Consider the following 18,403-nt stretch of genomic DNA (forward strand, 5'->3'; position numbering starts at 1 on the left):
CGCGACGAAGGCGTACCTCACTTGGACTCCCTGGCGAAGAACGCCGTCGCTTTTTTTAGGATTTCGCGCTCCATTTTGAGCGTGGCGTTCTCGGCCCGTAGCTGAGCCAGCTCGCTCTCCATCTCACTCACCGGCTTGCGGCTGGGAGAACTGCACGGGTGGCCGGCACGCGCAGCGTCCACCCAATTGCCCAACGTCTTGACCGACATGTCCAACTGACGGGCCGCCTTGGCGCGACCAACCGACTCTGCCAAGGCGGTCGCCTGGGCCTTGAAATCGTCCGTGTAGCGACGACGGGTAATGCGTTGCATGGAAACCTCCAGGTTGCGATGAAAGTATCGCTTCCTGGCGTCCGTTTCAGTGGGACAGGTTCAGTTCAACTGTTCGGGCTAGGCAACGAGGTCGATGTGCGGCCGCCCTGGCTCCTACACGTGCTCGAACACTACGACCTGTCGGCGTGCCGCACATCGCTCTCCACTCAAACTGTAGAGCAACCTCCAGACACAAGCGGCTTCAGCCGCGACGAACGAAGCGGCAGACCCTCCGGCTGCAGATACTGTCTGGGCTGAAGCCCCTCCCACATGAAAAGCGCTTCAGCGCGGCGAATACATGCAGCTTCGTGAGAGCGACTCCGGATGGCCTCAGGCCATCAGCCGCGACAAGACGCATCCGGAAAAAGCCGCCGCATCACGGTCCCACCCATAAAAAAACGCCCCGCGAAGCGGGACGTTCGATTGCCACAGCGCAGCGGCAGCGCGCTCAGCGCTGGCCGTCGGCCTTGTAGTCGCGCTTGTCGTAGCCGGTGTAGATCTGGCGCGGACGGCCGATCTTCATTTCCGGATCGACCTGCTGCTCCAGCCAATGCGACACCCAACCGGCGGTGCGCGCGATGGCGAACATCACCGTGAACATCTCCACCGGAATGTTCAACGCCTTGTAGATGATGCCCGAGTAGAAGTCGACGTTCGGGTACAGCTTGCGCTGCACGAAGTAGTCGTCCTTCAGCGCCGCCTCTTCCAGCTTCAGGGCAACTTCCAGCAACGGATCGTTGACGCCCAGTTCGCCCAGCACCTTGTGGGTCATCTCGCGGATGATCTTGGCGCGCGGATCGAAGTTCTTGTACACGCGGTGGCCGAAGCCCATCAGGCGGAAGCTTGAGTTCTTGTCCTTGGCCTTGGCCACGGCGCTCTCGACATTGTCGGCGGTGCCGATCTCTTCCAGCATCTTCAGCACGGCTTCGTTGGCGCCGCCGTGCGCCGGACCCCACAGCGCGGTGATGCCCGCGGCGACGGAGGCGTACGGATTGGCGCCGGTGGAACCGACCAGGCGCACGGTCGAGGTCGAGGCGTTCTGCTCATGGTCGGCATGCAGGATGAACAGCAGGTCCAGCGCCTTGGCCACGACCGGATTCATCTCCAGCTGCTCGCTCGGCACTTCGAACATCATGTGCAGGAAACGCTCGACGTAGCCGAGGTTGTTGCGCGGGTAGCGGATCGGCCAGCCGATCGAATAGCGGTGCGCCGCGGCGGCGATCGTCGGCACCTTGGCGATCAGGCGGATCGCGGCCAGGCGCCGCTGCTCCGGATCGTCGAGATCCAGCGTGTCGTGGTAGAACGCCGACAGCGAGGCCACGCTGCCGGCCATCATCGCCATCGGGTGCGCGTCGTGGCGGAAGCCGCCGAGGAAGTTCTTCAGCGACTCGTGCATCATCGTGTGATGCGTCACTTCGTGGTCGAAGGTCTTGAACTCGTCGGCGGTGGGCAGCTCACCGTTCATCAGCAGATAGGCCACTTCGAGGAAGTTCGACTTCTCGGCCAGCTGCTCGATCGGGTAGCCGCGGTACAGCAGCACGCCGTTGTCGCCATCGATGTAGGTGATCGCCGACTTGCAGCTGGCGGTCGCGGTGAAGCCCGAGTCGTAGGTGAACAGACCGGTTTCTTTGGTCAACTTGGAAATGTCGACGCAATCGTTGCCCAAGGTGGGTTTGAGTACCGGCAGAACGACCGACTTGTCGCCGGCATTCAGCGTGACCTGATCAAGATCGGACACAGTGTGCGCTCCTCAGTGGAAGGCGCCTGTCCGTACTTTGGGAACAGACGCGTGAAGGAAGTCCACGGCAATTACCACGGATTTCGCCATTATCGCACAGCAACATTTGAGTCGTCGCTCGGACTGACGCCGCGGCGCGCGGGCGCGGCGGCCGCACAGGGCTGCGTCCTCGCCGCCGCCAGGACGGGAGAACCTACGCCGGCCGCGACAGCCGGGAAGCGATGCATCGGATAAGCCCAAAAAGAAAGCCGCGCAGGGCGCGGCCTTCTTTTACCACTGCGACCGTTCGATCAGCGCGCGTAGCGCCTCTGGAACTTGTCGATGCGGCCGCTGGTGTCCATGACCTTGTTCTTGCCCGTGTAGAACTGATGGGAAGCCGAGGAAATTTCGACCTTGATCAGCGGATATTCTTCGCCGTCCTCCCACTTGACCGTGTCCTTCGAGGACATGGTCGAACGGGTCAGGATCTTGAAATCGGAGGTGACGTCTTGAAACACGACGTTGTGGTACTTGGGATGGATGTCGGCCTTCATGGGCTCGCACCGTAGGGGGCTGCTGGACAAGAGAGAAACTATAGCAACTCACCCGGCCTTCGCGCAAGGAGAACTTGCGCGGAATTCACGCCACCAGGGTGCGCCGTGCCGGCGCAGCGCTCCGGGCGCGGCCGCCCGCGCCCGGAGGCCGCCGCGCCCGCTTCAGCCGGCGCCAACCGCCACGCGCACCAGCGCCTGGAAGCGGGCCTGGTCGTAGCGGATCAGCATGGCCGCGTTGTCGGCCAGGCCGAGCCGGCGGTTCCAGTCCACCAGGGTGGCGCCGCGGCTGTTGACCCCGGCCAGTTCGACCAGCAGCGGCCGCGACTGCACCTCCAGCGCGCCCTCGGGCTGCAGCGCCCAGGCCATCGCCAACGCATCGGCGGCATACCAGTACGCGCCGCGCGAATCCTCCGACCGCCGCCGGGTCTTGCGCGAGATCGCCTCGTAGAAGCGCGCCTTGTCGGTGTCCGCGGCCAGCCACTGCTCGACCTCGCGATGCGGCAGGCCATGCGCGACGGTGGCCTCCCAGTCGGCGACCTCGATATGCGGGAACCCGGAAAACACGATGTGTGCCGCTTCCGGGTCGAAAGCGATGTTGAACTCGGCGGCCGGGGTAATGTTGCCGTGGCAGGTGATCGCCCCGCCCATCACCACGAAACGGTTTACCCGCTGCGGCAGGGTCGGATCCAGCTTCAGCGCCAGCGCGATGTTGGTCAGCGGACCGAGCGCGACCAGCAGCAGCGTGCCGGCGTACTGGTGCGACAGGCGCAGGATCGCCAGGGCCGCGTGCTCGCTCTGCGCGGCGCGCGCCGCCGGCGCCAGGCCGACGTCGCCGAAACCGTCCAGGCCGTGCACATGGGCGGCGTCCACCGCCGGATGCAGCAACGGATCGGCGCAGCCGGCGAACACCGGCACGTCCTCGCGCCCGGCCACCTCGCACAGCTTCAGCGCATTGCGCACGGTGTGCTGCAAGCCGACGTTGCCGGCGGCGATGGTCAGCCCGATCACGTCGTGGCGGTCGTCGACGAAGGCCATCAGCAGGGCCAGGGCATCGTCCACGCCGGGATCGGTATCGATCAGCAGGGGAATCTTGTCGCGCATGCGGGATTCTTCATGGGTCCGTTCGGCTACCGAGTCTGGCATTGCAGCGGGAGAGTGGGAAGCTCGGGACGCGGGACGCGGGACGCGGGACGCGGGACTCGGGACTCGGGACTCGGGACTCGGGACTCGGGACTCGGGACTCGGGACTCGGGACTCGGGATGATGTACCTGGGTAAATCGATGTCAAGCGATTTGATGCAAAAAGGGCCAATTTTTTTAAAAAAAGCGGCTTCTTTTGCAGCTCCGGCGCAGCCGCTTTTTTTGTAGGAGGGGCTTCAGCCCCGACGCCTTACCGGTAACGCGTCGGGGCTGAAGCCCCTCCTACAGAAAAGCGCAGAAGCTGCGAACTTGCGAAAATCCCGAGTCCCGAGTCCCGAGTCCCGAGTCCCGAGTCCCGAGTCCCGAGTCCCGACAAAACTAAGCCGCCGCAAACCGCGCCGCCCCACCCACCCAACGCGCGACGATGCGATCGGCCAGCCCCGGTGAATCGGCCAGCAGCCGTTCGGCCAGCGCATGTACCCGCGGCAGCAGGCCGGCGTCGCGCGCCAGGTCGGCCACGCGGAACGCGGCCAGGCCGGTCTGGCGGGTGCCGAGCAGTTCGCCGGGACCGCGCAGCTCCAGATCCTTCTCGGCGATGACGAAGCCGTCGTTGGTCTGGCGCATGGTCTGCAGCCGCTGCCGCGCCATCGCCGACAGCGGCGCCTGGTACATCAGCACGCAGCTCGACGCGGCCGCGCCGCGGCCGACCCGGCCGCGCAACTGGTGCAACTGCGCCAGGCCCAGGCGCTCGGCGTTCTCGATGATCATCAGCGAGGCGTTGGGCACGTCGACGCCGACCTCGATCACCGTAGTGGCGACCAGCAGGTCGATCTCGCCCTGCTTGAACGCGCGCATCGCCGCCTGCTTCTCGGCGCCCTTCATGCGTCCGTGCACCAGGCCCACCTTCAGCTCAGGCAGTTGCGCCGACAAGGCGTCGTAGGTGGCCTGCGCCGCGCTGGCGTCGATACGGTTGCCGGCACCGCCGCCCTGCCCCGGCGCCGGCTTGTCGCCGCCTTCGGCTTCGTCGATCAGGGTGCACACCCAGTACGCCTGGCGACCTTCGGCGCAGGCCACGCGGATGCGCTGCACCAGTTCCGGGCGGCGCTCGGCGCTGAGCACGATGGTCTGCACCGGGGTGCGTCCGGGCGGCAATTCGTCGATCGCCGACACGTCCAGATCGGCATAGGCGGCCATCGCCAGCGTGCGCGGGATCGGCGTGGCGGTCATCACCAGTTGGTGCGGCACGCCGGCGCCGCTGGCGCCCTTGTCGCGCAGCGCCAGGCGCTGGTGCACGCCGAAGCGGTGCTGCTCGTCGACGATGGCCAGGGCCAGGTCGTGGAAGGCCACCGCCGCCTGCATCAGCGCATGCGTGCCGACCACGACTTGCGCCTCGCCCGAAGCGATCTGCGCCAGCACCGCGGCGCGCGCCTTGCCGGTGACCTTGCCGGCCAGCCAGGCGACGCGGATGCCGAGCGGCTCCAGCCAGGCCCGCAGATTCGCCAGATGCTGCTCGGCGAGCAGCTCGGTCGGCGCCGCCAGCGCCGCCTGCTTGCCCTTGTCCACCGCCAGCATCGCCGCCAGCGCCGCGACCACGGTCTTGCCGCTGCCGACGTCGCCCTGCACCAGACGCAGCATCGGCGAGGGCTTTTCCAGGTCGGCGCGGATCTGCGCGAACACCCGCTGCTGCGCGCCGGTGAGCTGGAACGGCAGCGACTGCTGCAGGCGCTTGGCCAGCAGGCCGCGCCCGCGCAGCGACGGCGAACGTTGCCGCTGCAGGGCGATGCGCTGGCGGCGCAGACTCAAGTGATGGGCCAGCAGTTCTTCCAGCGCCAACCGCTGCTGCGCCGGATGCAGGCCGGCAGCGAGCGCGCCCAGGTCGGCCTGCGGCGGCGGCCGGTGCGCGATCAGCAGCGCGCTGCGCAGCGACGGCAGGCCCAGCTCGGCCAGCATGGCGGCCGGCAACAGTTCCAGCGAGGCTTCGTTGGGCAGACGGTCCAGCGCCTGCCCGATCAGCTTGCGCAGCGTCGCCGGGCCGATGCCCTCGACCGCCGGATACACCGGGTCCAGGCTGTCGTCCAGGCCCGCGATGTCATCGCCGCCGAGGATCTGGTAACTCGGATGCACGATCTCCAGGCCGTGCTGGCCGGGCTTGGGTGTACCGAACGCACGCAGCCGCGCGCCTACCGCGAACTGCGCCACCTGCGCGGCACGGAACTGGAAGAAACGCAGCACCAGGGTGGCGCGCGAGTCGTCGGCCACCGCCACGCGCAGCATCGGCCGGTAGCGGAAGCCGCGATCCACGGCTTCCACCCGCACCTCGACCTGCGCCGGAATGCCCGGCTGCAGCGCCGCCACCGGGGTCAGCCGGGTGCGGTCTTCATAGCGCAGTGGCAGGTGCAGCCACAGGTCCTGCAGGGTCAGCAGGCCGCGCGCGGCGAACTTCTCGGCGACCTTCGGGCCGACGCCCGGCAGCGCCGACAACGGCGCCTCGCCTGCCGCCGACAGCGCCGGCGCCGGAACCTGCACGCGCGGCACGGGCGATGGTCAGTCGAGCACCATCACCGCATCGACCTCGAAGCCAACGCCCTTCGGCAGCGCGGACACTTCGACGGTGGAACGCGCGGGGAATGGCGCCTGGAAATAGTCCTGCATCACCGCATTGACCTGGGCGAACTGGGACAGATCGGTCAGGTACAGGCCCAGCCGCACGATCCGGTCGAGCGAACCGCCGGCCGCCTCGGCCACCGCCTTGAGGTTGTCGAAGGCGCGGCGCGCCTGCACGCCGACATCGCCGGGCACGACCTCGCCGGTAGCCGGATCCAGCGGGATCTGCCCGGAGAAATACACCGTGTTGCCGGCGCGCACCGCCTGCGAATACGGACCGATCGCGGCCGGCGCCTGCTCGGTGTGGATGATCTGGCGGGACATGGCGGCTCCAACGGAAGAATGGGTGGGTATTTTACTCGGGCCACCACCGCCTGGGGACATTGCGATTCGCCAGCGAATCGGCCAGACTCGGTCATGGGGCAATCATGCTCCATTGCTGAGCACAAGGAGTGCACAGTGAAGAAGTACGCAATCACAACGGTTTTCGCGGTGGCTTTCGCTTTCTCGTCTTCAGCTCATGCGGCTGCAGTAATCTGTAATGACTGCAACCCAGGGAAGAAGCAGACCATGTCGCGTGAACTCGGCATCGGAAGTCACTATCTCTGGGACTTCAAGAATCGAACCATGTACCACATGGTTGTATCGGGTGATGGGCACACGGGTGGTGGGCAGACAGTTCCAATGTCTGCTCCTTCCGCAGACTACCTTCGTGTGTCGTCAGATCCGAGGCTCACGATCTCTGCGGGGCAATTAATCGTCAAGGAAGTCATGTTGACGCCTGATGAGAAGAACGGCTTGACTGCCAGCCTTGCCTTATACGACGAGAACGCGGCTCCCCAACCGTCATTGGCAATCTACAAGTTCCAGAAAGCTTCTCTATTCCTGCCTCTGTAGCCAAGACCGTGGCCGTCGCCAAGGTCACTGCTCAGGCTGATGGGACGCGGCCAATGACCGCCATGGATGCCGTGACGACACCTGCCTACCGAGACGCTGCGGCCAAAGCTGCGTTGAGTATGAACAATCTGGGGCCATTCTGGTATTTCAATGAGCGAATGCGAGCAGCAATCTCAAGCTTTACAAGCGCCATCAGCCTGGGGTACATCCAGACGCCCATTAAAATTATTGATAACATTCAATTCCGAGATGGGTCGTTTTTCAGAGTCGAATGGAATCCGTCGTCCAAAGACTATTACTACGTAAAGGGATCTGCGATAGACGCCGTAGGCAATGCAATTCCCGAAACAATAAAAGATGTCACTGGCGAGGAAGGCGGAACACGAAACTACGTCTATCCCAATACGCCTGCGGCTCAGGGTGCTGGGACGGAGATGATCAATCATATTTCCGACCTAGGCGTTCGCTGGAACGGACCGAGCAACGTGACAGTAAACACGAGTTACATGGTGGCCTGCAGCTACACTCCCAGCGGGGCTGTGTGCGAGATACATCTCCTAACGAATTGATCATATGACTACCCAGACCAAACTGAAAAATGCTCTCGCGATACGGGCCTTTCTGTCGCTTGTTGGGGGAGTCATCCTTTGTCAGGTCGGCGAGTCATTGGGGGACGCGGAGCACTCTTCGCACACGTTCAATTGGTACTTCATCGCGTCATGTGTGATCTACGCATTGGTGCCAATCGGAATCCTTCGGACGATTCAGCGTAGTCAGTACTTCTTCTCCAAATGGTCGTATCCTGTGACGCTCAGCGTGGCCACGCTGCTAGCACTTGGTCTGGGCTTGGCCTTTTCTTTCGGGCTGCTCTATATACCGCCCCCTTGAGAAAGGGGGCTTTTGATTAAGCGTGTTATGAATCTTTCGGCATAGACACGCCACGATTGGTCAGCCACCGCCAGATCACGTGCTTGGCAAGCGCGTCAGGACTGAAGCCCTTCCAACAAAAAAGCACACATGCGCCGAACTTGCGAAAATCCCGAGTCCCGAGTCCCGAGTCCCGAGTCCCGAGTCCCGAGTCCCGAGTCCCGGCTCCACTACTGCCGCCGCACGCTCTGCACCGCCGTCAGCCGCCGTAAGCGGCGCATCACCTCAGCCAGGTGGTTGCGGTCGCGCACCTGGATGTTGAAGCGCAGCACCGCGGCGTTGAAGTCGCGGTCCAGGTAGTCCACGCGCTCGATGTTGGACTGGCTCTGCGCGATCGCCGCGGCCAGTTGCGCCAGCACGCCGGTGCGGTTCTCCACGTCCACCACCAGCGCGGTGTCGTAGTCGCCGATGACGCTGGTGTCCCAGCCGATCGGCACCCAGCGTTCGGGCGACTTGCGCAGCTCGGCCAGATTCGGGCAATCCAGACGGTGCACGACGATACCCTTGCCGGCAGTGTGGTAGCCCATGATCTCGTCGCCGGGAATCGGCTGGCAGCAGTTGGCGAAGCTGACCACGCCGCGCTCGGTGCCGTTGATCAGGATCTTTTCCTGCGAATGCTTGGAGTGGCCGCCGCCGCGCAGTTCCGCATAGGCCATCAGCGCCTGTGCGGCCTGGTTCGGCATCCAGTTGCCCAGCGCGATGTCGGCCAGCAGCGCCTCCAGGCGCGGATAGCGGTGCTCGCTGAGGAACGCATCCAGGCGCCCCTTGGGCAGCCGCTCCAGCGCGCTGTCCATCGCCTCCAGCGCGCGGTCGAGCATGCGGTGGCCGAGCTGCACCGCATCCTCGTGCTCGAGCTGCTTGAGCTGGTGGCGGATCGCGGTGCGCGCCTTGCTGCTGACCACGAACTCAAGCCACTGCGGCTTGGGCGTGGCCGAGCGTGCGATGATCACTTCCACGGTCTGCCCGCTCACCAGCTTGGTGCGCAGCGGCACCAGCTTCTTGTCCACCCGCGAGGCCACCGCGCGGTTGCCGACGTCGGTATGCACCGCATAGGCGAAATCCAGCGCGGTGGAATTGCGCGGCAGCGCCAGGATCTTGCCCTTCGGCGTGAACAGGTAGACCTCGTCGGGGAACAGATCGACCTTGACGTTGTCCAGGAATTCCAGCGACGAGCCGGCGGCGCGCTGCGATTCGATCAATTCGACGATCCACGCGTGCGCGCGGCTCTGCGCGCTGTTGGGCGAATCGCCGCCGAACTTGTAGGTCCAGTGCGCGGCCACGCCGCGCTCGGCGATCAGGTCCATTTCCTCGGTGCGGATCTGCACTTCGATCGGCGAGCCGTAGGGGCCGAACAGCACCGTGTGCAGCGACTGGTAGCCGTTGGCCTTGGGAATGGCGATGAAGTCGCGGAAACGCGCGTCCAGCGGCTTGAAGGTGGCGTGCACCGCGCCCAGCGCGTGGTAGCAGTCCGGCACCCCGCGCACCACCAGGCGAAAGCCGAACACGTCCATCACCTGGTCGAAGGATTTGTTCTCGTCGCGCATCTTGTTGTAGATGCTCCACGGGGTCTTGATACGGCTGACCAGGCGGTGCTCCAGCCCGTCCTTGGCCAGCCGCTGCGACAGCTGCACTTCCACCTGCGCCATCGACTCGCGGCGCACCACCGGCTGGCTGCGGATGTGCTTTTCGATGATCGCATGGCGCCACGGATGCAAGGCGCGGAAGCCGAGGTTCTGCAACTCGGACTTCATCAGGCTCATGCCCAGGCGCTGCGCGATCGGCGCGTAGATCTCCAGCGTCTCGCGGGCGATGCGGCTGCGCGCCTCGGCGCTCTGCGCGCCGAGCGTGCGCATGTTGTGCAGGCGGTCGGCGAGCTTGATCATGATCACGCGCAGGTCGCGCGACATCGCCAGCAGCATCTTGCGGAAGCTCTCGGCCGCCGCTTCCTGGCGGTCGCGGAACTTCAGCTTGTCCAGCTTGGTGACGCCATCGACCAGTTCGGCGACCGCCTCGCCGAATTCGGCGGCCAGTTCGGCGCGGGTCAGCGGCGTGTCTTCGATGGTGTCGTGCAGGATCGCGGCAATCAGCGCTTCCACGTCCAGGCCGAGTTCGGCCAGCACGCCGGCCACTGCCACCGGATGAGTGATATAGGGCTCGCCCGATTTGCGGGTCTGCCCCGCGTGGGCGACCGCGCCCACCTGCCACGCGCGCCGCAGCAGCGGGATCTGCTCGGCCGGCAGATAGCTGGCGCTACGCTCAAGGTGCAGGACGTAATCGGGGATCGCCTCGCCGGCCGGCGACGGCGTGGCGGTGGCGACCTGGGCGGAAGGGCCTGGGTTCATGCGCGAAGACTATGCCAGCGACGCAAGGACGGCAAACCCGAAAACGAAACAGCCCGCGGATGCGGGCTGTTCGGCAGACGATTCGAGCGCGGTGACGCGATCAGTCGTCGTTCTTGGACATGTCCTCGTCGGCGACGACCTCGGCCGCGGCCCACTCCAGCGCTTCGCGCTCGGCACGCTCGCGCTCGGACTTCTCGACTTCGTCGATCAGCGCATTGTCAATCTTGCGCGCGGCGATCTCGCGCAGCGCCAGCACCGTCGGCTTGTCGGCCGATTCGGTGTTGTCGAGGGTGGCCTGCACGCCGTTGGCCAGCTGGCGGGCGCGCTTGGACGCCATCATGACCAGCTCGAAACGGTTGTTAACGACTTCCAGGCAATCTTCTACGGTGATGCGGGCCATGCGGGCTCCCGGCGGGCCAGCGACGGCCACGCGTTCGAATGAGGGAAAGGGCGGCGATTATAGGGCGCGAACCGGCCGAAATCAACCGCCCACCGTTCAGTTTCCTTTGGAATCAGCCAGTTGGCTGATCCTGCAGCAGCGCCTGGATCAGTCCGGCGTGGCGTTGCTGCTGCGGCAGGCGGCGCAGGCGGCTGGCGACGAAGATCGCGCACATCTCGTCCACCGCGGTGTCGAAGTCCTCGTTGACGATCACGTAGTCGAAGTCGGCGTAGTGCGACATCTCCTCTTGCGCGGCGGCCAGCCGCTGCGCGATCACCGCCTCGCTGTCCTGGCCGCGCTTGCGCATGCGCTGCTCCAGCGCGGCCCGCGACGGCGGCAGGATGAACACGCTGACCGCGTCGGGCACCTTGGCCCGCACCTGGCGCGCGCCCTGCCAGTCGATCTCCAGCAGCACGTCGTGGCCGGCGGCCAGCTGCGGCTCCACCGATTGCCGCGCGGTGCCCTTCCAGTCGCCGTGGACGCGGGCGTACTCGAAGAAGTCGCCGGCATCGATCATGGCCTGGAATTCGTCGGCGGACACGAAGTGGTAGTGCTCGGCATGGCGCTCGCCCGGCCGCGGCGCGCGCGAGGTGAACGAGATCGACAGGGCGATCTGCGGATCGCGCGCCAGCGTGGCGTTGACGATGCTGCTCTTGCCGGCGCCCGAAGGCGCCGCAACGATGTAGAGAGTGCCGCGCATGTGAGTGGGAATGCAGAACCGGGAGTGGGAAATGGGAACAGCGCCAGGCAGCGCCGCGGGTGAATCGTAACCGCTTTGACGATTCCCCATTCCCGATTCCCTGTTCCAGGCTATTCGAGGTTCTGCACCTGCTCGCGGATCTGGTCGATCAACACCTTCAGTTCCACCGCCGCGTTGGAGGTGCGGCTGTCCACCGACTTGGAGCCCAGGGTGTTGGCCTCGCGGTTGAATTCCTGCAGCAGGAAATCCAGGCGCCGGCCGGCCGGCTCGGGCTGGCGCAGCACGCGGCGGATCTCCTTGATGTGGCTGTCGAGCCGGTCCAGTTCCTCGTCCACGTCGAGCTTCTGCAGCCACAGCACCAGTTCCTGCTCGGCGCGGCCGGGATCGACCGGATGCGGCAGGTCGGCCAGGCGCGCGGCCAGCTTGGCGCGCTGGCCGTCGCGGATGGCCGGGATCAGTTGCTTGACCTCGGCGGCGATGCGCTCGACCGCATCGACCCGCTCGACGATGGCCGCGGCCAGCTTGCCGCCCTCGCGCTCGCGCGCGGCGACGAACTCGGCCAGCACCTCGTCAAGCAGCTCCAGCGCCTGCGCCTGCAACGCGGCCGGATCGACCGCCTGCCCCTGCAGCACGCCGGGCAGCTGCAGCAGATCGGCGAACTGCACCTGCAGTTGCGGGAAGCGCGCGCCGAGCCGCTGCGCGAGCACCGCCAACTGCTCGACCAGCGGCTCATTCACCGCCAGCGACTGCGCCGCGTCAGGCGCGCGCAGGCGCAGCATCAGGTCCAGCTTGCCGCGGCTGATGCGCGCGGCCAGGCGTTCACGCAACTGCGGCTCCAGCGCACGCAGTTCCTCGGGCAGACGCACGCCCATTTCCAGGAAGCGGTGGTTGACCGAGCGCAGTTCGCAGCCCAGCGTGCCCCAGGGAGTGATGCGCTCGGCGCCGGCGAAGGCAGTCATGCTGCGGATCATGCGATGTTCCGGTACGTGCAAAGCGCGAATGGTACCCTAGCGCCCCGCCGGCCCGGCCCGCTGCCGCGGCCGGCCTCACGCCATCTCCGGATCCAACCCCATGTCATTTTCCCGTCCCAGTGGCCGCACGGCCGATCAGCTGCGCCCGGTGCGCATCGAACGCGCCTTCACCCGCCATGCCGAAGGTTCGGTGCTGGTCAGCTTCGGCGACACCCGCGTGCTGTGCACCGCCAGCGTCGAGAACCGGGTACCCGGCTTCCTGCGCGGCAAGGGCGAAGGCTGGGTCACCGCCGAATACGGCATGCTGCCGCGCGCGACCCACTCGCGCTCCGACCGCGAGGCCGCGCGCGGCAAGCAGGGCGGACGCACGCTGGAGATCCAGCGCCTGATCGGCCGCGCGCTGCGCGCCTGCGTGGACCGCAACGCGCTGGGCGAACGCACCATCACCCTGGACTGCGACGTGCTGCAGGCCGACGGCGGCACCCGCACCGCCGCCATCACCGGCGCCTACGTGGCGCTGATGGACGCGGTGAACTGGCTGCAGAAGCGCGGCGACCTGAAGAAGCCGGTGGTGCTCGGCGCGATCGCCGCGGTCTCGGTCGGCGTCTACCGCGGCACGCCGGTGCTGGACCTGGACTACGCCGAGGACAGCGACTGCGACACCGACATGAACGTGGTGATGAACGACGGCGGCGGCTTCATCGAACTGCAAGGCACCGCCGAGGGCCATGCGTTCCGCCGCGACGAACTGGATGCGCTGCTCGGCCTGGCCGAGCGCGGCATCGCCGAACTACTGGCGGCGCAGCGCGCCGCCCTGGCGCAATGAACCAGCGCATCGCCCTGGTCACCCTGCTGGTGCCGGAGCCCAAGCCATGAAACTGGTCCTGGCCAGCAGCAATGCCGGCAAGCTCGAAGAACTGCATGCGCTGCTCGACGGCGCCGGCATCGATCTGGTCGCGCAGTCCACGCTCGGCGTGCGCGATGCCGACGAAACCGGCCTGACCTTCATCGAGAACGCGCTGCTGAAGGCGCGCCACGCCGCCCAGGTCACCGGCCTGCCGGCGCTGGCCGACGACTCGGGGATCTGCGTGGACGCGCTGCGCGGCGCGCCTGGGCTGTATTCGGCGCGCTACGCCGGCGAGCACGGCAATGCCGCGGCCAACATCGACAAGCTGCTGCACGCGTTGCGCGACGTGCCCGACGCGCAGCGCACCGCGCATTTCTACTGCGTGCTGGTGCTGCTGCGGCATGCCGAAGATCCGCAACCGCTGCTGGTGGAAGGCAGCTGGCGCGGACGCATCCTGCACGCGCGCGCCGGCGACGGCGGGCATGGCTACGACCCGGTGTTCTTCGACTCCGCGCACGGCCAGAGCGCGGCGCAGATGCCGCTGGCGCTGAAGAACCGGATCAGCCACCGCGGCCAGGCGCTGGCGTTGCTGAAACAGCGGCTGGCGTCGCTGTAGCGGCCGCTGCGCCGGTGCCACCGTTCTCTTTCGAGCAGCAGCCCCCGCCACAGCGGCGCGCACTCGCCGCCGCGCCAGCCCACCGCCCTACACTGTCCGCCTGATGCCGCCGCTGATCCCGCCCCCCCTGTCGCTGTACGTGCACCTGCCCTGGTGCGTGCGCAAATGCCCGTACTGCGACTTCAATTCGCATGCGGCCAAGGGCGCGCTGCCGTTCGACGACTACGTGGACGCGCTGATCCGCGACCTGGACCAGGACCTGCCGCTGGTCTGGGGCCGCACCGTGCAGACCGTGTTCTTCGGCGGCGGCACCCCCAGCCTGTTCCCGGCCGAGGCGATCGACCGCTTCCTGCAGGCGGCAAGCGCGCGCCTGCGCTTCGCGCCGAACCTGGAAATCACCCTGGAGACCAACCCGGGCACCGCCGAGCACGGGCGCTTCGACCGCTACCTGGCGGCCGGAGTCAACCGGCTCAGCTTCGGCATCCAGAGCTTCGACGACGCCGCGCTGCAGCGCCTGGGCCGGATCCACGACAGCGCCGACGCCGAGCGCGCGGTGAAGCTGGCGCAGGACGCCGGCTACGCCAACCTCAACCTGGACCTGATGTACGCGCTGCCGCAGCAGACCCTGGCCGCAGCGGAAACCGACATCGCCCGCGCGCTGGCGCTGCAGCCCACCCACATCAGCCACTACCAGCTGACCCTGGAACCGAACACGGTGTTCGCCGCGCGCCCGCCGCAGGGCATGCCCGAGGACGACGCCGCCTGGGACATGCAGGAGCGCTGCCAGGCGCTGCTGGCCGCCGCCGGCTACGCCCAGTACGAAGTCAGCGCCTACGCTCGCGACGGCTACCAGTGCGCGCACAACCTCAATTACTGGAAGTTCGGCGACTACCTGGGCATCGGTGCCGGCGCCCACGGCAAGATCAGCTCCGGCGCCGAGCAGAGCATCCTGCGCCGCTGGAAGACCAAGCATCCGCAGGCGTTCCTGGCCGCGGCCGGCACCCCGGCGGCGATCGGCGGCGACGACTGGATCGACGCAGAGCGGCGCCCGTTCGAGTACATGCTCAATGCGCTGCGCCTGAACCAGGGCTTCGCGCTGCGCGACTTCGCCGCGCGCACCGGCCTGGCGCCGGACGCGATCGCCCCGGCCCTGGCCCAGGCGCAGGCGCGCGACTGGCTGCAGCTGACGTCCGGGCATGCGGTTCCCACAGAACTGGGACGGCGCTTCACCAACGACGTGGTCGCCCTGTTCATGCTCTGAAACGCGGCCGCGCGGTTGCGACGTCCTTGCGCCGCCAAAAACGTGCTACATACCGGACCCGGAAATCAAACGGCGATCACATAATGTCATTGTCTGCCACTCCGTCGGCAAGCCCGGCGACGCTCGCCAGCGCCGCCCTTCCCACGCGCGTGCGCGACATCCTGCAAGCGCTGCAGGCCATGCTGTGGCAGTCGCTGGAGGCCCCGCTGCAATCGACCCTGGCCGAGCTTGAGCGCGCACTGTTCGAGCAGGCCGAGCGCGCCCGCAACAGCCAACTGCAGCAGGACGTCTACCAGGAACTGCAAGGCCTGCGCGCGCGCCGCGAGCGCTTCGCGCCGTTCTACAAGGCGCAACTGGAAGCGGCCCTGGCCACGCTGCGGCTGCCGCCCTTCCCTCTCGGCCCGCTGCGCCAGGACAATGCCAGCGCGGCGATGCAGATGCTGACCCTGGTCGCCGACGTGGACATCGACCGCGACATCGTGCTGCACGATATCGCCCGGCGCGAAGCGGCACGGTCCAGCACCCCGCTACAACTGCTCGGCCAGCGTTTCGGCGTGCTCGCCGCGCGACCGGCGTTCGAGGCCGAGCACACGCCGCTGGGACCGCACCTGCTGTGCAGTATCCTGCGCGAGGCCGGCGAGGCACTGCAGCTGACGCTGGACGCGCAACTGACCCTGTACCGCGCCTTCGAGCGCCAGGCGCTGGTCCGCTATGGCGAGATCGTGGAGCGCGCCAACGTGCTGCTGGCGCATGCCGGCGTGCTGCCCGGGCTGGTCTACCTGCCCTACGTGGCGCGCCCGACGAGCACCGCCGATGCGGCCACCCGCAGCCGTGGCGCGGCACGGCCGGCGCCCGCTGCGCGCCAGGCCACCGGCTGGTCCGGGCAGGCAGCGCCTAGCGGCTGGTCCGCACCCGATCCCGGCGCCGCAGCCGCCGCGCCGAATGTGGCGCTCACGGCGCCGGCACGCACGGCGGATACCACCACTTCGGCAGCGCCGGCCCAGGCGAACGCTGCCGACAACGCAGCGCCCGACCTGGCCGCACTGCGGCAACTGCTCGCTGCCGCGCGCGGCCGTACCGCGGCGGCGCCCGCAACGACCGGTACCGCGGGCGCCATGGCAACCGGTGCCGCGGCCTCCACGTCCGCCACTGCCCCAGCGACGGCGCTGGCTGCACCAGGCCACCACGCCATGCAAGCCGCCCCGCACACCGCGGCGGCCAGCGGCGTCGCGGCCGCATCCACTCACGCAGGCACCATCGCGGTGCCCACCGCCTCGTTGCTACAGGCCTTGGGCGAACTGCAGGCGCAACCGCCAGCGCACAGTGCGCTGGCCGGACTGCGCGGGCGCCGCAAGATGCGCGACGTGCAGGCGGCGCTGCTGGCCACGCTGCGCGCCGAACATGGCCCGCAGGCGGCGCTGGCGCCGCAGGATGCCGACACCTTCGATCTGCTCGGCCTGCTGTACGCGGAAATCGAACGCGAAGTGCGCAGCGATGCGCCGGCCGCCGGCCTGCTGGAGCGCCTGCAGGTGCCGCTGGTGCGCGCCGCGCTGCAGGACAGCGCGTTCTTCGTGCGCAGCCAACACCCGGCGCGCGAGCTGCTCAATGCGGTCGCCGAGTCCGGCGCCGCCTGGCTCAGCGAAGAGGACAGCGATCCGCAACTGCTGCTCAAGCTCAACCAGACCGTGGATCGGGTGGTCGAGGAGTACGAAGGCGACGAACAGGTCTTCGAACAGGCGCACCAGGACATCCAGGCGCAGTACCGCACGCTGGCGCACAAGGCCGAGATCGCCGAGCGCCGCCACATCGAGGCCGCGCGCGGCAAGGAGCGGCTGGAGGTGGCCAAGGACCTGGTCAGCGCCACGCTGGAGGCGCTGTGCCGGACCTGGCAACCGCCCAAGTTCGTGCAGGCGCTGCTGCGACAGGCCTGGTCCGACGTGCTAACCCTGACCCTGCTGCGCCAGGGCGAGGACTCCGATGCCTGGCGCGAGCGCAAGCAGCTGAGCCAATGCATCGCCGAGATCACCTGCCGCGGCGGCAGCGGGTCCGATCCGGACCTGGCTGGCGAAGTGCGCAGCGCCCTGCTGCAAGTGGGTTACCACCAGGACGAGGCCGAGGCGATCGCGCGGCGCCTGTCCACGCCCGGCGGCGACGATGCGCTGACCTCGCGCACCGAACTCAGCGCCAGGCTCAAGGCGCGCACCCGCCTCGGCGACCAGGGCGAGGACGCCGAGCGACCACTGCCGGCACCGCGCAGCGCGACCGAGCAGGCGGCCTACACGCGCCTGCGCGGCCTGCCGTTCGGCACCTGGTTCGAATTCGTCACCAACCAGCAGGGCGACCTGAAACGGCATCGCCTGTCCTGGTACAGCCCGATCACCGAGCGCGCGCTGTTCGTCAACCAGCGCGGGCACAAGGCCGCCGAGTACTCGCTGGACGCACTGTCGCGGTTGCTGGCGCAAGGCCAGGCGCGGATCGTCAGCGAGGACCGCGCGCGCCTGATCGACCGCGCCTGGCACGCCACCGTGCGCGCGCTGCGCACCCTGGCCGGCGCGCCCGCCCCCGCCGACACCCGGGAGGACGCATGATCGCCGAAGCCCGCCGCGCGCCGCGCCGCCAAGTCCCGGACATGGTGCCGGTGCTGGACATGATGCAGGACGCCGTGGTCGGCCGGCTCGGCAACGTCTCCGAGAGCGGCATGCTGCTGCTGGCATGCGTGCCACTGCACGAGGACGCGCTGTACCAACTGCGCTTTGCGATGCAGCAGGCGGGCCGCGAAGTGCAGATCGACGTCGGCGTGCACCTGCTGTGGAGCGAACGCGCGCAGGCGCCGGGCCAGGCCTGGGCCGGCTTCCGCTTCCTGACCATCTCGCCGGCGCATCGCGACCTGCTGCGGCAATGGATCAATGCCGGCCCGGCCGGATAGGCACCACTGGCGCCCCCCCTGTAGGAGCGGCTTCAGCGGCGACAGGGTCTTGCCGGATGATGTCTGTCGCGGCTGAAGCCGCTCCTCCAGAAAAGCGTGCCATGGCGAGGCAAGCGCCTGCGAGCCACGCGGCGGCATCCACCGACCTGTC

Annotated in this window: 18 protein-coding genes; 8 read left to right on the plus strand and 10 right to left on the minus strand. The window is 67.6% G+C overall.

The window, feature by feature from the left end:
- Window positions 1-17: 17 nt before the first annotated feature.
- The 6 genes from ISN38_RS06885 to ISN38_RS06910 form a co-directional block, all read right to left on the minus strand.
- The gene (locus ISN38_RS06885; RefSeq protein ID WP_047324555.1) at window positions 18-311 is read right to left on the minus strand and encodes a transposase; all 294 of its coding nucleotides are present in this window, start codon (window positions 309-311) and stop codon (window positions 18-20) included.
- A 448-nt stretch (window positions 312-759) separates the two neighbouring features.
- Window positions 760-2,049, minus strand: a complete 1,290-nt coding sequence (locus tag ISN38_RS06890; protein ID WP_003477356.1) for a citrate synthase — start codon at window positions 2,047-2,049, stop codon at window positions 760-762.
- A gap of 290 nt (window positions 2,050-2,339) precedes the next feature.
- Window positions 2,340-2,582 carry a type B 50S ribosomal protein L31 gene (locus ISN38_RS06895; protein WP_003471989.1) on the minus strand — a complete coding sequence of 81 codons (243 nt, stop codon included), beginning with the start codon at window positions 2,580-2,582 and terminating at the stop codon, window positions 2,340-2,342.
- Window positions 2,583-2,744: 162 nt separating this feature from the next.
- Window positions 2,745-3,683: a nucleoside hydrolase gene (locus ISN38_RS06900; RefSeq protein WP_003471987.1), complete on the minus strand. Its 939-nt coding sequence runs from the start codon at window positions 3,681-3,683 to the stop codon at window positions 2,745-2,747.
- A gap of 417 nt (window positions 3,684-4,100) precedes the next feature.
- Window positions 4,101-6,257: an ATP-dependent DNA helicase RecG gene (gene recG / locus ISN38_RS06905; RefSeq protein ID WP_047324553.1), complete on the minus strand. Its 2,157-nt coding sequence runs from the start codon at window positions 6,255-6,257 to the stop codon at window positions 4,101-4,103.
- A gap of 9 nt (window positions 6,258-6,266) precedes the next feature.
- Window positions 6,267-6,650 carry a RidA family protein gene (locus ISN38_RS06910; RefSeq protein WP_047324552.1) on the minus strand — a complete coding sequence of 128 codons (384 nt, stop codon included), beginning with the start codon at window positions 6,648-6,650 and terminating at the stop codon, window positions 6,267-6,269.
- A gap of 135 nt (window positions 6,651-6,785) precedes the next feature.
- On the opposite strand from ISN38_RS06910, the gene ISN38_RS20200 reads away from it, so the two are divergent.
- From ISN38_RS20200 to ISN38_RS06920, 3 genes are read left to right on the plus strand one after another with little or no spacing between them, the layout of a single operon-like run.
- Window positions 6,786-7,223 carry a hypothetical protein gene (locus ISN38_RS20200; protein ID WP_139116119.1) on the plus strand — a complete coding sequence of 146 codons (438 nt, stop codon included), beginning with the start codon at window positions 6,786-6,788 and terminating at the stop codon, window positions 7,221-7,223.
- Between the two features lie 8 nt (window positions 7,224-7,231).
- Window positions 7,232-7,792 (plus strand): hypothetical protein, encoded by a 561-nt coding sequence (locus ISN38_RS06915; protein ID WP_230938377.1) that lies wholly within the window; start codon window positions 7,232-7,234, stop codon window positions 7,790-7,792.
- Between the two features lie 4 nt (window positions 7,793-7,796).
- The gene (locus ISN38_RS06920) at window positions 7,797-8,111 is read left to right on the plus strand and encodes a hypothetical protein (RefSeq protein WP_047324551.1); all 315 of its coding nucleotides are present in this window, start codon (window positions 7,797-7,799) and stop codon (window positions 8,109-8,111) included.
- Between the two features lie 209 nt (window positions 8,112-8,320).
- On the opposite strand, the gene ISN38_RS06925 is transcribed toward ISN38_RS06920, so the two are convergent.
- The 4 genes from ISN38_RS06925 to ISN38_RS06940 all read right to left on the minus strand — a co-directional run bounded on the left by ISN38_RS06925 (window position 8,321) and on the right by ISN38_RS06940 (window position 12,602).
- Window positions 8,321-10,492, minus strand: coding sequence for a RelA/SpoT family protein (locus ISN38_RS06925; protein WP_003470815.1), 2,172 nt, complete (start codon window positions 10,490-10,492; stop codon window positions 8,321-8,323).
- Window positions 10,493-10,592: 100 nt separating this feature from the next.
- Window positions 10,593-10,892, minus strand: a complete 300-nt coding sequence (rpoZ, locus tag ISN38_RS06930) for a DNA-directed RNA polymerase subunit omega (RefSeq protein WP_003470812.1) — start codon at window positions 10,890-10,892, stop codon at window positions 10,593-10,595.
- 112 nt (window positions 10,893-11,004) lie between these two features.
- A complete protein-coding gene (gene gmk, locus ISN38_RS06935) occupies window positions 11,005-11,631 on the minus strand; it encodes a guanylate kinase (RefSeq protein ID WP_003470809.1) in 627 nt (208 codons plus the stop codon).
- Window positions 11,632-11,741: 110 nt separating this feature from the next.
- Entirely contained in the window at window positions 11,742-12,602 is an 861-nt protein-coding gene (locus ISN38_RS06940; protein ID WP_003470806.1) for a YicC/YloC family endoribonuclease, read from the minus strand.
- 100 nt (window positions 12,603-12,702) lie between these two features.
- On the opposite strand from ISN38_RS06940, the gene rph reads away from it, so the two are divergent.
- From rph to ISN38_RS06965, 5 genes are all read left to right on the plus strand, one after another.
- Window positions 12,703-13,428 carry a ribonuclease PH gene (gene rph / locus ISN38_RS06945; protein ID WP_003470803.1) on the plus strand — a complete coding sequence of 242 codons (726 nt, stop codon included), beginning with the start codon at window positions 12,703-12,705 and terminating at the stop codon, window positions 13,426-13,428.
- A gap of 46 nt (window positions 13,429-13,474) precedes the next feature.
- Complete coding sequence (rdgB, locus tag ISN38_RS06950; protein WP_003470792.1) at window positions 13,475-14,065, plus strand: RdgB/HAM1 family non-canonical purine NTP pyrophosphatase; 591 nt, start codon at window positions 13,475-13,477, stop codon at window positions 14,063-14,065.
- Window positions 14,066-14,168: 103 nt separating this feature from the next.
- Window positions 14,169-15,326 carry a radical SAM family heme chaperone HemW gene (hemW, locus tag ISN38_RS06955; protein WP_058359142.1) on the plus strand — a complete coding sequence of 386 codons (1,158 nt, stop codon included), beginning with the start codon at window positions 14,169-14,171 and terminating at the stop codon, window positions 15,324-15,326.
- Between the two features lie 83 nt (window positions 15,327-15,409).
- On the plus strand, window positions 15,410-17,914 hold the full coding sequence (locus ISN38_RS06960) for a DUF1631 domain-containing protein (protein WP_206712115.1): 2,505 nt from the start codon (window positions 15,410-15,412) through the stop codon (window positions 17,912-17,914).
- Complete coding sequence (locus tag ISN38_RS06965) at window positions 17,911-18,252, plus strand: PilZ domain-containing protein (RefSeq protein ID WP_003469460.1); 342 nt, start codon at window positions 17,911-17,913, stop codon at window positions 18,250-18,252. Before ISN38_RS06960 ends, ISN38_RS06965 begins: the two co-directional genes overlap by 4 nt.
- The last annotated feature ends 151 nt before the right edge of the window (window positions 18,253-18,403 follow it).

Origin of the sequence: Xanthomonas translucens pv. undulosa (assembly GCF_017301775.1) — a bacterium.
GTDB lineage: Bacteria > Pseudomonadota > Gammaproteobacteria > Xanthomonadales > Xanthomonadaceae > Xanthomonas_A > Xanthomonas_A translucens.

Coding starts and splice junctions, on each gene's coding strand:
- rph (WP_003470803.1), top strand. CDS start 12,703: ATGTCATTTTCCCGTCCCAGTGGCCGCACGGCCGATCAGCTGCGCCCG.
- ISN38_RS06960 (WP_206712115.1), top strand. CDS start 15,410: ATGTCATTGTCTGCCACTCCGTCGGCAAGCCCGGCGACGCTCGCCAGC.
- rpoZ (WP_003470812.1), bottom strand. CDS start 10,892: ATGGCCCGCATCACCGTAGAAGATTGCCTGGAAGTCGTTAACAACCGT.
- ISN38_RS06895 (WP_003471989.1), bottom strand. CDS start 2,582: ATGAAGGCCGACATCCATCCCAAGTACCACAACGTCGTGTTTCAAGAC.
- ISN38_RS06940 (WP_003470806.1), bottom strand. CDS start 12,602: ATGATCCGCAGCATGACTGCCTTCGCCGGCGCCGAGCGCATCACTCCC.
- ISN38_RS06965 (WP_003469460.1), top strand. CDS start 17,911: ATGATCGCCGAAGCCCGCCGCGCGCCGCGCCGCCAAGTCCCGGACATG.
- ISN38_RS06885 (WP_047324555.1), bottom strand. CDS start 311: ATGCAACGCATTACCCGTCGTCGCTACACGGACGATTTCAAGGCCCAG.
- ISN38_RS06910 (WP_047324552.1), bottom strand. CDS start 6,650: ATGTCCCGCCAGATCATCCACACCGAGCAGGCGCCGGCCGCGATCGGT.
- ISN38_RS06920 (WP_047324551.1), top strand. CDS start 7,797: ATGACTACCCAGACCAAACTGAAAAATGCTCTCGCGATACGGGCCTTT.
- ISN38_RS06925 (WP_003470815.1), bottom strand. CDS start 10,492: ATGAACCCAGGCCCTTCCGCCCAGGTCGCCACCGCCACGCCGTCGCCG.
- rdgB (WP_003470792.1), top strand. CDS start 13,475: ATGAAACTGGTCCTGGCCAGCAGCAATGCCGGCAAGCTCGAAGAACTG.
- hemW (WP_058359142.1), top strand. CDS start 14,169: ATGCCGCCGCTGATCCCGCCCCCCCTGTCGCTGTACGTGCACCTGCCC.
- ISN38_RS06900 (WP_003471987.1), bottom strand. CDS start 3,683: ATGCGCGACAAGATTCCCCTGCTGATCGATACCGATCCCGGCGTGGAC.
- gmk (WP_003470809.1), bottom strand. CDS start 11,631: ATGCGCGGCACTCTCTACATCGTTGCGGCGCCTTCGGGCGCCGGCAAG.